Genomic DNA, 15,138 nt, shown 5'->3' on the forward strand with positions numbered 1-15,138 from the left:
TCGTGGCATCAAGTCGGAACTCGACAGTCCCGACACTCTCGTCGAGCAGGACCATCGAGCGCCGCCGGATCTCCCGCTCCCATGCAGTCACAACGCGACGCGTACCTACTCTTTCGGTTTGTCACTAGCCGCGACAAGCACCGGCGCCGCCGCAGTGCTCGCCAGTTCTTCGCTTGACCAGCCGCCACCCAGCGCCTTGATCAATTGCACGTTCGCGCTTAGCTGACGTGTCTGGATATCGAGCACGCCGCGCTGAGCGTCGAGCGCGGCGGTCTGCGCCTGCACGACATCGAGATAACCGACCGCGCCTTGCCGATACCGGTTCAGCGCCAGATCGACGGAATACTGCGCCGAATTGCTGGCATCGCGTTGCTGCTGGAGCGCCGTGCCAAGGTCCTGCAGCAGCGAGAGATTGTCTTCGATTTGCTGGAACGCCGACAACACGACCCCGCGATAACGCGCTCCCGCTTCATCCGTCGCCGCTTTCGCCGAATTGAGCTGGGCGCGGCGCAGGCCGCCGTCGAAAACGTATTGCACGAGTTGTGGACCGATTGCCCAGAACAGGTTCGGAGCACTGATCAAATTCGAATAGGCGGTGCTTTGAAGGCCGGCTTGCGCGCTGAGTGTGATGGACGGAAAGTAGGCTGCGCGCGCCACGCCGATCTTCGCATTGGCTTCCGCCACGCGGCGTTCGGCCGCGGCAATGTCAGGGCGCCGCTGCACCAATGTCGAGGGCAAACCGGCCGGAATCACGGGTAAGATGATCGAGGCGGTTTGCTGCGGCAAACTGAACTCGGACGCGGACACGCCCACCAGTTCGGCGATCGCGTGCTCGATCAACGCGCGTTGTGCGAGGTTTTGCGACAACTGCGATTTCGCCGACGACAACTGCGTCTGCGCGCGCGATACATCGAGCCCCGAGACAATGCCGCCTCCATGCAGCGTTTGCGTAAGTTGCAGCGCACGCGCAAACGCCGCGACGGTGTCGGTCAGCAACTGGGTTTGCTGATCAAGACCGCGCAGGCGGATATAGCTATCGGTGAGTTGAACCTGCAAGCTCAGTTGTACCGATGCAAGATCGGCCTTCGATGCCTGCGCTTCGTCCTTGCCCGCTACCACGGAATCACGCACGCGGCCCCACAGGTCGAGGTCGTAATCGATCTCGCCGCCGAGCGTGACGGAGTTGTAATCGTTGGGGCCGCCGACACGCAATGGCCGCCTGTACGACTGCCGGTCGCGTTGCGGAACGGCGTTTGCACTGATTGTCGGATAGAGCCCGGCCGAGACCTGGTCCACGAACGCCTGTGCCTGCCTGTAGTGCGCGTACGCCGCGGCAAGATCCGTGTTGTTCGCGAGCAGACGCTGTTCGAGATCGTCGAGTTGAGCGTCGTTATACATCTTCCACCAGCCGTTGCGGCTCAACTGATCGGCGGGCTGCGCGCTGATCCACGGCCCGACCGTGTGATATTGCGCGACGACCGGCGTAGGCGGCACCTTGTAATCTGGCGCGAGCGAACAGGCCGCCAGCGCGATGGTGCCGACGAGCAGCGCCGGCACGCGCAACGTAACCCTCGTAGCCAGCCTAGCCATTGGCGGCCACCTTCTTGTCGGCGCTGGCGACTTGCACGTGATCGCCGTCAACAAGGCCATCAGGCGGCGTATCAATCACGCGGTCCGCCGCGATGAGCCCCGAACCAATCTCGACCGAATCGCCGAAATCGCGATTGATCGTCACCTTCTTGAACACGACCTGGCCGTTTGTGCCGAGCGTCGCGACCATCAGGCCGCGGGCATCGAAAACCAGTGCGCTGGCGGGAACACGTACCGCGTTTTCCTGCACCGGAAGCCTGAATTGCAGGCTGGCGAAACCACCGGGCAAGAGCTTGCCGGCTGAGTTGTCGACCAGCAATTGAACCAGCGTCGTGCCAGAAGTCGAGTTGACGGAATCCGCCGATGCGACCACGCGCGCGGTGAAACGCTGGCCGGGATATTCCGGCACGGAAAGCGTCGCGGTGGTGCCGCTGCGGACATCGGGGGCGTAACTCTGCGGCACCTGCACATACACGCGCAACTGCTTCACGTCCGAGACGGTGAACAACTCCTGTCCGATCCCGCCGCTCCCCGCATTGATGAGCGCGCCGACATCGGTGTCACGTGCGGTCACCACGCCGTCAAACGGCGCCAGGATACGCTCGAAGCCCTTGGTGGCTAGCAACCGGTCGACGTTGGCCTGCGCGGCCGCTACAGCCGCTTTCTTGGCGGTGTAGTCGCCGGTGCGTTCGTCGACTTCCTGCTGGGCGACCGAGTCGGTGCCGAGCAGCGCCTGCCAGCGTTTCGCGGTCGTGCCTGCGAGGGCGGCATTGGCTTCTGCGCTGGCCAGGTCCGCACGCGCCTGCAGCAACTGCTGGTCGAGCTCCGGCGACTCGATCACCGCAAGCAATTGCCCGGCCTTCACCGGTGCGCCGATATCCACGTTCCACGACTTCAGGTAACCGCTCACGCGCGCAAAGATCGGCGCGCGCGAATACGCTTCGAGATGCGACGGCAGGTCGAGCGTCGGGCCGTTCGCCGAGCTGACCGGATGGATCACGGTGACGGTCGGGACCGTCTGCGCGCTGGTCCAGGTCTTGAGGTTGCGGGCATCGACGGCGCGCAGCGTGACGCCGGCGGCGACCACGATCAGCGCAACCGCGACCCCCACCACGCCGATCACGACGAGTCGCCGGCGCGGCACGGGTTGATCGGTGACGGGTGGGGTGGTGATAACAGGTTCAGACGACATGGGCAGGACCTCCCGTAACGGGTGTCGGGGCAATCGCGCGGCCAGTGCGCGAGTGAATGATGCAGAAGATCACCGGGACCAGGAGCAGCGACGCGGTGGTAGCGAAAATCAGGCCGCCGATAACGGCGCGGCCAAGCGGTGCGTTCTGTTCGCCGCCTTCGCCCAGCGCGAGGGCCATCGGCGCCATGCCGATGATCATCGAGAGGGCGGTCATGAGCACCGGGCGGAAACGGGTGAAACCGGCTTCGAGCGCAGCCTTGAACGGGTCGCCGTGAACGGCCAGGCGCTCGCGGCAGAAGCTGACCACGAGAATGGAGTTGGCGGTCGCCACCCCCATGCACATGATCGCCCCCGTCAGCGCGGGCACGGACAGCGTGGTGTGAGTCGCGAACAACATCCAGACGATGCCGGCAAGCGCCGCCGGCAACGCCGTGACGATCACGAACGGATCGGCCCACGACTGGAAGTTGACCACGACGATCAGGTAGATCAACACGACCGCACCGAGCAGGCCGAACAACATGCCGGCAAACGCGCTGTTCATGGTCTGCACCTGACCGAGCAGCGCGACCGACGAACCCTTCGGCAGTGCGTCGGCGTTGTCCTTCACCACGCGCTGGATGTCCGACGCCACTGCGCCCAGATCGCGATCCTGCGTGGTCGCGAAGATCTCGACCATCGGCTGGATGTTGTACTGGCTCACGACTGCATTGGTGTTCGTACGCTCGACGGTCGCAAGGCCGCCCAGGATTTGTCCGCTGCTCTGCAGGCTTGAGGTGATCGGCAGGTTCTGCAGCGAGGCAAGCGAATCGAGGTTGTATTGCGGCGTCTGCATCACGATCGGATACGACACGCCGTTCGCATTGTTCAGCCAGAAAGTCGGCGCAACCTGGCTCGACCCCGCGAGGTTCACGACCAGGCTGTTCGTCACGTCGCGCTCGTTGATGCCGAGCAGTTGCGCGCGGGTACGGTCGACATCGACGTTGAACGTGGGATTGTTCTGCGCTTGCTGGATACGGGCATCGACTACGCCGGGAATCTGGCGAATCTGGCGCAGCAGCCGGTTCGCATACGCGAAGTTCGCGGGCAGGTTGTTGCCGCGAACCTGCAAGTCCACCGGTGCCGGGGAGCCGAAGTTCAGGATCTGGCTGATGATGTCCGCCGGCGGGAACGAGAACGTCACGCCCGGATAAAGGCGCGGCAATTTCTCCCGCATCTGCCGCACGTACTCCGCGGTCGGACGATGATCTTCGTTCAACGCGATCTGGATGTCGCCGTCCTGCGAGCCGATCGTCCCGGTGTTGTTATAGGCGAGGTTGATACCGCTGACCGGCAGGCCGATGTTGTCGACCATGGTGGCGAGTTCGGCCGGCGGAATCATCTGACGGATCGATCCTTCCACGTCCGCGAAAATCTGCGCGGTCTTCTCGACCCGCACGCCGACCGGCGCACGCACGTGCAACAGGATCTGCCCGGCGTCCACGTCCGGGAAAAAGTTGCGGCCGAGCATAGGCACCAGCGCGAACGAGACCAGCACGAAACCGAGGAAGCAACTGACGAAGGGCGCGCGATGGTTCAGCGCCAGTTCCAGCAGCCCGTGATAGCCGGCGCGAATTTTTTCGAAGCGTCGTTCGAAACCCTGCTGGAAGCGTCCGAGCGGTCCGGGACGCTTCTTTTCGTGCGCATCTTCATCGAGATTGTGCGGATGCAGCAGGTACTTTGCCATCGTGGGAACGAGCGTTCGCGACAGGATGAACGACGCGATCATCGCGAAGATCACGGCCTCGGCCATTGGCACGAAGAGAAAGCGCGCGACGCCGTCGAGGAAAAACATCGGCACGAACACAATGCAAATACATAACAGCGCCACGAACGCGGGCGTGACGATCTGCGCGGCGCCATCGAGAATGGCCTCCTCTACCTGCTTGCCCTGCTCCAGATGCCAGTTGATATTTTCGATGGTGACGGTCGCGTCGTCGACCAGAATCCCCACCGCGAGCGCAAGGCCGCCGAGCGTCATGATGTTGAGCGTCTCACCGAGCGCGGACAACGTCGCGATCGAACCGAGAATGGCGAGTGGAATCGAGGTCGCAATGATGACGGTCGACCGCCAGCTGCCGAGGAACAACAGGATCATGAGGCTGGTCAGCGCGGCCGCGATCACGCCTTCGCGCGCCACACCGCTAATGGCCGCGCGCACGAATAGCGACTGGTCACCGATCGGCACAATTTGCAGTGCGTCGGGCAATGAAGCCTTGGCGTCGAGCACGTGCTGCTTGATGCCGGCAATGATGCCGAGCGTGGACACCGAGCCATTCTTCAGCACCGACATCAGCACCGAACGCTTGCCGTCCACATGCACGATATTGGTTTGTGGCGGACTGCCGTCGCGAACATTCGCGACATCGTGGATATAAACCGTGGTGCCATTGACCGCCTTGATCGGCAGGTCACCGAGCGCCTTGAGCGCGTAAGGCGCGTTGTTCAGTTGCAGCGTGTATTCGTGATCGCCGATTTTTTCCGTCCCGATCGGCGTCAGCAGGTTCTGGGCGGCGAGCGCATTGGCGACGTCTTGTGCAGACAGGCCGCGCGCCTGCAAGGCCGTCGGGTCGATGTCGATCTGTATCTGGCGAGACTTGCCACCGAACGGATAAGGAATCGACGCACCGGCAACAGTCACCAGCGCCGGACGCAACTGGTTCAGCCCCAGGTCGCCCAGGTTCTGTTCGGTGAGACCTTTGCCCGACAGGGCGAGCTGGATGATCGGCACCGTCGACGCGTTGTAGTTCAGGATCAGCGGAGGCGTAGTGCCCGGCGGCAATTGACGCAATTGCGTCTGCGAGACGGCGGTCACCTGCGCGTTCGCGTTGCTGATGTTCACGCCCGGCTGAAAGAAGATCTTGATAATGCCGAAGCCATTCACCGATTCAGCTTCGATGTGCTGGATGTCGTTGACCGTCGTGGTCAGCGAGCGCTCGAACGGTGAAGTGATCCGTCCGACCATCTGGTCCGGCGGCAAGCCCGTGTATTGCCATACGACGCTGATCACGGGAATGCGGATATCGGGGAAGATATCGGTCGGCGTTCTGATCGCGGAAAGCGGCCCGATGATCAAAATGAGGATCGCCAGGACGACAAAGGTGTATGGCCGTCGGAGAGCGATACGTACTAGGCCGAGCATGAGAGTTCCAATACTTGGGGTTGAACTGAACGGTGCCCTGATGCTGCCAGGCGCAGCAGTCGGCGGGGTTCGGCCGCGGTCATCCGCGTGGCCCGGGCAATGCGCCGGGTAGGATCATTTCCGTCCTGAGGCAAGACGGATTGTTGAAAAATACTCCACATGATCTTTGGTTCGTAGGCTGTTGACCGTTTGGTAACTCACTTTAATGGGCATCTGATCCGGCTAGTGCCGACACTGCTGCATCAAACCGAAACCGATTAATTCTTTCGAATTACTTTCTAATTCGTTGTTAAAAAATAAATTTGAAATCAAAACATCACCGGGCACGCGATTTTGTCTCGCAATTTTGTCTGTAAAGCAGACAATCCGGGAATGTACACAAACGAAAACAAAGCTGCAGTGCACAAACTCGGGTTTGGACGGGCAATTGAACCCGACTGGCCCATTTCCGGCAGCGAATTCAAGGCCGCAAATAAGCGTCTGCCCCATAAGTAATAATGGTCCGCGGCTTTTGTACGGCGCCAGCGCAGGCTTGAACAGCGATGTTGAGAGGCGCGCTGATTTTTTTATTACTGTCGTTTACTTAAGGGATAGCTTAAAACTACATTAGCTTATGAAGCGGCAAGCATGAAGGTCGACGTGGGATGAAGAGACTTGCAGCGGTCTTGACGCGTGGGGCATGTCGCGAACCCGGCTGCGCTGCGAGGCGCTCGCAGCATGCGTGGCGGAACGCGGCTATGATTAGGCGCGGCAAATTCGTGCCGAACCATGAAAGGAGAATGCCGGATGATACATGTCATTGCCACTATCACGGCGCAGGCTGGCAAGCGCGACGCCGTGCTGGCGCTGTTCAGTCAGAACCGGCCAGCGGTGCTGGCGGAAGAGGGATGCATCAGCTACGAAGCGGTGGTCGACGTACCGGACTTCGGGGCGATTCAGACCCCGCTCGGCGATGACACATTCGCCGTCATCGAACGCTGGGAAAGCGCCGACGCGCTGAAGGCGCATGCGGCCTCGGCACATATGGCCGAATATGGACGCAATACGAAGCCGCTGCTCGCCAGCCGTGTCATCAATGTGCTGCAAGCCTGCTAGGGCGCCGGCTCGTATTCAGGATCAGAAAGGGGGAATCTATGTCACTAAGTTATCGCGGTCCAATGGACTCCCTGGAACAGGTCCGTCAATAATATTCCGCGAAAAATTGGAATACCAGGCCTCAAATACCGGCGCTGCCAGTGGTCGGGCAATGTAGTAGCCCTGAGCTTCGTCGCAGTGCCAATCTGCGACAGCTTCGTAGATCTCCTGGGTTTCGACGCCTTCAGCCACTACCCGATAGTCGAGCTTTTGCGCAAGCGCAATGACGCCCTCGACGAGGGTACGCGTGTATTGGTTATCCAAAACACGACGCACAAGGCTCTGGTCGATTTTTAGCACCGTGGCCGAGTAAAGCTGTAGCTTGGACAGGTTGTTGTAGCCCGTGCCGAAATCGTCAATGGCGACGATGCTCCCCATGTCAGCGACTTTGCGAAGGTTCTCGGTGACAAGCTTCGCGTTTGCCGTTAATGCGCTTTCAGTAACCTCTAGTTCGACCCGCTTTGGTTCAATGCCGTGGGTTCGCAGCAGGGAAATGTAGCGGGGCACGAAGCCGCGCTGTTCCAGATTAAGCACTGAAACATTAATTGAAATGTTTAGGATGATGCCGGCACGTTCCCATGTAGCAAGCTGCTTTAGCGCGTGATCCATCACCCAGTCGGTGAGCGCTGACATCAGCGACGTTTTTTCGGCCAAGGGAATGAACTCAGCCGGCGAAACCTCCCCAAGCAGAGGGTGAGACCAGCGCAACAACGCTTCGACGCCCACGCAAGCACCCGTGCGCAAATCGACTCGAGGCTGGTAAGCCAGACTCAACTGATTTTCATCCTGCAGTGCCTGGGGCAAGGTGTTGAGAATGAAGAACGTGCGTTCCTGGGCCGCAAACATGCGCTTGGCAAACTTCCGAAATGGAACGCGTGCCCGCCGGGCGATCTCGGAAGACGACATCAAGGCTCGTAACACATCCGTGGGTTCATCTATACGAGACAGGTCGACCAAACCGAAGGTCGGCGACAAGTCGACTGGAATCTGGTTGACGAGCAGGGGCGCATCGAAGGCCCTCAACACGGCATCGATCACCCGCATTGCAGCGCTCTCGTCGCCATATACGAACACGGCAAAACGCGCATAGTCGACCCGGTACACGGGCTTGATATCGACGAGCGCCTGCTCCACGCGCCGGGATATTGCTGCCATCAACCGGTCAGTCGCGACAATGCCAATCGAAATCGACGTTTGATCGAGATACCCGAGTGGGACGACATTCACCAAAACCGCATGGCTGGGCGCGATCTGCCCAATTGGCCTTTCGTCGAAGATGGCGCGAACATCGTCACTAAATCGCGCGCGGTTCAGCAGTCGCGTGGGCGGATCCACAAACGCGATTGATCGAAGCGCTTCGATCCGGTCCATCGCCATTTCAGCCAATTGACTCAGCAAGTCCCGTTGCGATTCGTCAAATTCGGGGCGCGGTTTGGTATCGATGACGCATAGGCTACCCAGTGGAACACCCGAGCGCGTTCGCAACGGACTGCCGGCATAAAACCGGATATTCGGCTCCCCGAGTACGAGCCGGTTCTGCTTGAACCGCGGATCGAGCGTTGCGTCGGGGACGACGAGCACATCGTGACGAAGGATCGTGTGTGCACAAAAAGCGTCCTTCCGTTCAGTTTGAGCGACCTCCACGCCGACGCGCGCCTTGAACCACTGACGCTGTTCGTCGATCAACGAGATCAACGCAATGGGTGCTTTGAACAAACGCGCTGCGAGCTGAGTGATGCGATCGAGCGCGGCGTCCGGAGGCGTGTCCAGAAGGCAGGACTCCTGCAAAACATAAAGTCGATGTCTTTCGATGACTGGTGAAGGTAGCTCGTTCTGATCGGGCAGATTCACCGGTTTCCCCTACTGGAAATGATTTATGTCGAGCTGGTTGGGACGTCGTTTTCGAAGGAAATAGACGCAAACAACTATACACCGATGTGAACCGGTTCGGCATTTACAGATACACGGCAAAATGAGCAGCTTGGTGAAGCTACTTAGTCGAGCGTTTATGGTCATCGCAGATATCTAGAGGTCGACGATAAATAGATCACCGACGCAATACATACAGGCGCTAAAGGCATTTGTGACGAATGCCAACGCCAATTCCGTTCCCCAAGCACATCAAAGAAAGACGAGTGCAACCAGGCGTTCGCAGCTTGGGAAAAAAACGGCACGCGCTCCGCGGCTTAGGAGCCGTGTCCCTGGGTGATCTCGATTTTTCGCGCGGCAAGTCGTCCGGTACATTGGAGAAGGTTCAGCGCGTAGAATCTGCTTTCGTCTGAAACCCGATATAAGCGAATAACGTCAAAATGCCTGATAACTCGACGATTGCCACCGTGCTGCTGTCGGCCGCACTGATTGGTTGGGGGGCCGTTGATGCAGCTCGCGCGATCCGCGCCAGCCGAAGGAGGCAAAGCCGCGAGCAGCATTACCCGGATTTCGTTGATCAGTTGCAGGCCGGTCTGATCCGCGTTGACGCGAAGGGCACGATCATCCGCGCGAGTCGATCCGCCGCGCGCATGTTCGGCTATGAGAGCGAGCTTGATATGCTGGGCCAATCCGTGCAGGGGCTTTCCATGTCGCCAGTCAAATGGGATGGGTTGAGCGACAAGATGCGAAGGGGAGAGCCGGTGCATCAGGATGCATTTGCCGGGCGCGATCGGAACGGAAACCCGATTGCGCTGGAAATGCACGTTTGCCCACTATATAAGCCGGGTGCCGCCCGTGCGCAGTACCTCGGCGCAGATGTCATTTTCCACGACTTGACAGAACGGAACCGCCTCGTTGAGAAGGCGGCAGAAGCTGACGCGAGGGCGCATATTGCGCAAGTGGCGACCCAGACCGCAAACGCCATGCTCGCGCAATCGCTACTCGAACAGAACGCGGTGCTTGAACATACGCCAGTCAGTGTCTGCTTCGTGAAGGACCGGGTGATCCAGCGCTGCAACAGCGGTTTCGAGCAGCTCTTCGGATACGACAAGGGTGAACCCGTCGGCAAGTCGACACGCATCCTCTATGGAAGCGACGAAGAGTGGGAGCAGGGCGGCGCAGACTATCTTGTGATCGCGGAGCATATCTATGTCGGCGATGCGCGATTCGTGCGCAAGGATGGCACGCCTATCTGGTGCGCCGATCACGGCGCCATGCTCGATCCAGATGACCCGGGCAAAGGCACGGTATGGACCGCACTCGATGTGACCGCGCGCAAGCAAGCCGAAGAGGCGATTAGCGCGGCCAAGGAAGCCGCCGAGGAGGCGTTGCAGACGAAGTCTGAATTCCTCGCCAACATGAGTCATGAAATCCGGACGCCGATGAACGGCGTGATCGGCATGAGCCGGCTGGCGCTCAAGACAAACCTCAACCCTCAGCAGCGCAACTATGTCGAGAAAATAGCAGCCTCTGCGGAGAGTCTGCTTAGCATCATCAACAACATCCTGGATTTCTCCAAGGCGGAGGCCGGTAAGGTCGTACTCGAAAGAGTCCCTTTTGAACTCGACGACATCCTGGACAATCTATCGAACCTGATCGCGCTCAAAACGGAGTCGACTGGCGTAGAGGTCGTTTTCCGGGTGGGGGCCGGCATTCCATTGCATCTGGTCGGTGACCCGTTGCGCTTAGGACAGGTGCTGGTGAACCTGGGCACCAATGCTGCCAAGTTCACCGAGCGCGGCGAGATAGTCGTCGGCGTCGATCTCCTGGAGAGTGACGAATACACTGTCATGCTGCAGTTCTCGGTCAGTGACACCGGCATCGGGATGACCGACGTACAGTTGGCGAAGCTCTTCCAGTCGTTCTCGCAGGCGGACGGCTCGATTACGCGCAAATACGGCGGTACGGGCCTGGGACTCGCGATCAGCAAGCAACTGGTTGAAATCATGGGCGGTACCATCGACGTGCAGAGCCGTATCGGTGAAGGGAGCCGCTTCAACTTCACGGCGAGTTTCGAAGTGGGACACAAGGAAATTGTCCGCGAGCGGATCACGACACTGTCGATGAAAGAGCGCCGTGTGCTGGTGGTTGACGACAACGCAGTCGCCTGCGAAGTGCTGGGCGAGATGCTGGCGTCGTTCGGCCTGCAGGTGACAACGGCTGCTTCCGGGCTCGCAGCGCTCGACGAGCTGGTCGTTTCCTCGAACGCCGGCCAGCCGATCGACCTGGTACTGATGGACTGGCGCATGCCCGGCTGGGACGGCGTGGAAACGACGCGCCATATCAGGAGCGATGCACGCATTGCTGCCACGCCCGCCATCATGATGGTCACGGCCTACTCCCGCGACGATTTGCTGTCGGAGGCGCGGGATGTACATGTGGACGGCTATCTTGCCAAGCCGGTCAACCCGTCGCTGCTGTATGACATGCTGGTCGAGACCTTGTTTCCCGCATTCAGGTCCAGCGTGCCGGTGGTGCCGGCGCGTGAGGCGCTTGAGCACGACCGGACGTTGGATTTCGCGGGCCTCGCCGGCCGCCGGGTTCTACTCGTCGAGGACAACGCGATCAACCGGGAGGTGGCGCTCGAATTCCTCGGCCAGGCGCCGATTCACGTCGATGTCGCCGACAATGGCCGCGAAGCCGTCGCGTGCGTGCAGCGTACCCGATACGACCTCGTTCTGATGGATCTCCAGATGCCCGTGCTGGATGGCCTAAGCGCAACGCGTGAGATTCGCTCGATCGCTGGTTTTGAATCGCTGCCCATCATTGCGTTGACCGCTCATGCCATGCCAGGTGACCTGGAAGCGAGTCGGGACGCCGGCATGAACGGCCATCTCGTGAAACCGATCGACCCGGCTGAACTGATGCAGGTCCTCTTCACCTGGATGGCGCCACAAGGGCGCACGGGTGACACGCCCACGAACGACACACGATCGAACCTCTCGCGGACGGTCGTTGAACACAGACATAGCCGGCTTCCGGAACTCGCGGGCGTCGACTGGCAAGTTGCGCTGCAGCGGACTAACCGCAATCCGGCGCTGTTGCAAAGGCTGATACGCACCTTCCGGGACGACCACCTTCACACGGCACAGACACTCCTCGCGCGCGCGGGAGAGGGTGACCTTGAAGCTGTCGGGCGTATTTCCCACGGACTGAAATCTTCCGCCGCTTACCTCGGTGCGGGGCGTCTGTCGTGGCTTTCCAGCGAGGTTGAACAGGCGGTGCGACGCGGTGCGAGCGACGAAGCCCTGGCGCTTGTACCCGACATGGCCGAGACGTTGTCAGCGTTCATCCGGAGTCTGGTTCAACTGGATGAAGTCGATTCCACGGTATCTGGACCATCGGATCCGGCGGTGTTCGGTCCGCTGATGAACCGGCTTGCCGATCTGCTGCGTGACGACGACGCGCGTGCGGAGGACGTTCTGATCGAGCTTCAGGCTGCGATGGGACCCGGGGCTGCGGGGGAAACTCAACTGGCCGCTGTCAGAACCGCGGTTGTCGATATCGAGTACCGTAGTGCCCTTGAGTTGCTTGCTGCACTGGCATCGTCGGTCGGGATGCAATTAGAAACGGGAGGGCCGCTTGAGTAAAAAAGATATGCAGAAGGTGCTGGTAGTGGATGATGCGGCGATCAACCGGCAGGTGCTTGGCGACCTGCTGAAGACCGACCATACCGTGATTCTCGCGAAGAACGGCGAGCAGGCGCTGGCGCTGGCAACGCAGCACGTTCCGGATCTGATCCTCCTCGACGTCGTCATGCCCGAAGTCAGCGGCTACGACGTGCTGAACCGGCTGAAGTCTGATCCGCGCACGGCGGCCATCGCTGTGATCTTTATCACCGGACTCGACACACCGGAGGACGAAGCTCATGGACTGACCTTGGGCGCCTCGGACTACATCACCAAGCCGTTCAATCTCACCGTGGTCCTGGCCCGTGTGCGCTGTCACCTGCAGCTTGCTCGACAGCGGCGCATGCTCGAGACACTGGCTAATATCGACGGCCTCACGGAGCTCGCGAACCGGCGCCATTTCGATGAGCGTTATGCGCTCGAATGGGCGCGTGCGATGCGCGACCGGCAACCGCTTTCGGTGGCGATTCTCGACATCGATTTCTTCAAGAACTACAACGACCAGGCAGGACACGCGATGGGCGACAGAGTCTTGCAAGCTGTGGCCTCCGTACTGACAGACGGGCTGAATCGCGCTACCGATCTGGTAGCGCGATTCGGCGGTGAAGAGTTCGCATTGCTGATGCCCGGCACCGGCGCTGAATCTGCTTTGCAACTGGCTGAAAGGTTGCGCGAAGCCACTGGCCGCTTGGCGATGCGGCGCCTGGATTCAACCGAGGCCGACCGTATTACCGTGAGCCTCGGCGGGGCTACGTTGCGACTCGGCAATAATGAATCGGCGGCCGAGTTGTTGAAAGCTGCCGACGATCATCTTTATCGGGCGAAGAACGAGGGGCGCAATCGGGTCGTGTGGCGAGAAGGCAGCCTAAACGCAGGCGCGGTATAGCGATTTCAGGGGTCTATATTGGCCTGACTGAGAGAGAAGTTGACCCACGGAAATTTGGTCACTTCGGAAGCTGGTAACTATATGCTTTATATGAATAAAATTTTGACTGTGCGTAAATGCGCACAACTTTGCGTGGAATCGCTGCCACGCAAAGTTGCGTGATAGACGAAAATCCACGGAAAGTTGTGCGATAAAGGAAAGTAAAATCGGTCGACCGCCGAGCCGCTGCACCTTGGGGGCGGTAAGTAAGCGAATCTTGCTGATTTCCGAGTGATCAGGAGTTAGCAGGCCACTGCAGCTTTTTGCGATTGGCCTGCTCATGCAGCTCTTCACTCGATTGTTCCCGAAGATAGGGCTGGGTTGACTCGGCCTTGGCGTGGCGTGCAAACTTCTGTGTTTCTGCGGGACCAACACCCGACTCGGCGTGAGCTTTGATACCAGTGTGCCTAAGCCAGTGTACGGAGGCGTGAAGAAGCATTTCTTTCTCGCGCGACGCGTTGCCAGGCAACAGCTCAGCCGCTCGAGCGAACAGTGGCTTCAGAAGTTGATTCAGACGTCGGGACGAAATCGACTGACCAGTCGACGTTGACCGAAGCAGTGGGATCTTGGACAGTTGGGCGTCGAGATCCGGAAGGGTAAGCCTCAAGTTTTTCAGATACCGTTCTAACGCAGTTTCCATTGTCGGGGAAACCCGAACGTGGCCGTCAGGGAATGTCTTGTCCTCGGCTTTCCACCACAGGCCGTCTCCCCTCGTTACGAAGCTGTCCAATGTGCCACGCTCAAGTTCTCGGGCTCGTGGTGCGAGATGGTAGATGAAAGCGCAGAAGAATCGGATACGCTCGTACCTGGCAATTTCGCGTTGATTTGTTTGCGGCATCAACTCTATAGCACCATTAATCGCTTCCCAGCACTGGCGGTCAAGCGTACGCTCCTGAATTTCTCGAGTTGCGGTGACGGAACCCTCTCCATTGTGACGGATCGATTTCTCTCTGAGATAGGGAATCGGGATCGAGCACAGATATCCAATTTCGACCAGATAGGCCATCAGAGAGGTGGCCACAGAAATCGCAGTGTTCTTCGCTTTTTCCTGTAGCGGCCCCTCGAAAGGGCGCCAGTTGACGCTATCTCGTCGGGTCTTGCGACTACACCAGATGTTTTTCGGCCTTGGGTCGGACAGAAACCCGGAATACGCCTGAAAATCTTGCGCGGTCAATCCAGATAATGGCTTGCCTGCTTCGGCCCATGCCCAAAGCAGGAGGCGATCAATTTCGCGCTCGTATACTCGCAATGTTCCAGCGGAAGATATCTGGCCTAGAAAACGACGGACCGCAGCGATATCGTCTGTCAGACCAAACGTCGGGACGCGCCTCATAGCTCGATTAATTCCGCTGTCGCCGCTCAGGTACGCACTCGGGGTTAGATATGAAATCGGGCGAATCGGCACTCCCCGATATACCAATATGCCATCTGCGTCGAACGTGCTGCCTTCATTCTGATTCAGAACCATTCGAGAACTCCTTATTTATCCGCGTTGGGCAAGTTCATCCGTGAAGCTGCACTTCGGATTTCGGTTTGCACTGGATACGGTTGGCAAGCA

The 15,138-nt window shown here is 59.5% G+C and carries 8 protein-coding genes; 3 read left to right on the forward strand and 5 right to left on the reverse strand.

The annotated features are described in order from the left end of the window. Window positions 1–105 precede the first annotated feature (105 nt). The 3 genes from ACSQ36_RS24670 to ACSQ36_RS24680 are packed head-to-tail and all read right to left on the reverse strand — an operon-like array spanning window position 106 to window position 5,963. Complete coding sequence (locus tag ACSQ36_RS24670; protein ID WP_436183950.1) at window positions 106–1,590, reverse strand: efflux transporter outer membrane subunit; 1,485 nt, start codon at window positions 1,588–1,590, stop codon at window positions 106–108. Further along, a complete protein-coding gene (locus tag ACSQ36_RS24675) occupies window positions 1,583–2,782 on the reverse strand; it encodes an efflux RND transporter periplasmic adaptor subunit (protein WP_436183951.1) in 1,200 nt (399 codons plus the stop codon). Before ACSQ36_RS24675 ends, ACSQ36_RS24670 begins: the two co-directional genes overlap by 8 nt. After that, window positions 2,772–5,963 (reverse strand): efflux RND transporter permease subunit, encoded by a 3,192-nt coding sequence (locus ACSQ36_RS24680; RefSeq protein ID WP_436183952.1) that lies wholly within the window; start codon window positions 5,961–5,963, stop codon window positions 2,772–2,774. Before ACSQ36_RS24680 ends, ACSQ36_RS24675 begins: the two co-directional genes overlap by 11 nt. A gap of 786 nt (window positions 5,964–6,749) precedes the next feature. Between ACSQ36_RS24680 and ACSQ36_RS24685 the strand changes: the two genes are divergently transcribed. After that, on the forward strand, window positions 6,750–7,058 hold the full coding sequence (locus tag ACSQ36_RS24685) for a putative quinol monooxygenase (protein ID WP_213766442.1): 309 nt from the start codon (window positions 6,750–6,752) through the stop codon (window positions 7,056–7,058). Between the two features lie 36 nt (window positions 7,059–7,094). Here ACSQ36_RS24685 and ACSQ36_RS24690 read toward each other — a convergent pair whose 3' ends face one another. Continuing rightward, on the reverse strand, window positions 7,095–8,948 hold the full coding sequence (locus ACSQ36_RS24690) for a putative bifunctional diguanylate cyclase/phosphodiesterase (protein ID WP_436183953.1): 1,854 nt from the start codon (window positions 8,946–8,948) through the stop codon (window positions 7,095–7,097). Between the two features lie 458 nt (window positions 8,949–9,406). Here ACSQ36_RS24690 and ACSQ36_RS24695 point away from each other — a divergent pair, with 458 nt between their 5' ends. Beyond that, window positions 9,407–12,616 carry a response regulator gene (locus ACSQ36_RS24695; RefSeq protein WP_436183954.1) on the forward strand — a complete coding sequence of 1,070 codons (3,210 nt, stop codon included), beginning with the start codon at window positions 9,407–9,409 and terminating at the stop codon, window positions 12,614–12,616. Then, window positions 12,609–13,541 (forward strand): diguanylate cyclase, encoded by a 933-nt coding sequence (locus ACSQ36_RS24700; protein ID WP_436183955.1) that lies wholly within the window; start codon window positions 12,609–12,611, stop codon window positions 13,539–13,541. Before ACSQ36_RS24695 ends, ACSQ36_RS24700 begins: the two co-directional genes overlap by 8 nt. A gap of 274 nt (window positions 13,542–13,815) precedes the next feature. Here ACSQ36_RS24700 and ACSQ36_RS24705 read toward each other — a convergent pair whose 3' ends face one another. Beyond that, window positions 13,816–15,048 (reverse strand): hypothetical protein, encoded by a 1,233-nt coding sequence (locus ACSQ36_RS24705; RefSeq protein WP_436183956.1) that lies wholly within the window; start codon window positions 15,046–15,048, stop codon window positions 13,816–13,818. Window positions 15,049–15,138: the final 90 nt, after the last annotated feature.

The organism is Caballeronia sp. LjRoot34, from assembly GCF_964253815.1.
Lineage (GTDB): Bacteria > Pseudomonadota > Gammaproteobacteria > Burkholderiales > Burkholderiaceae > Caballeronia.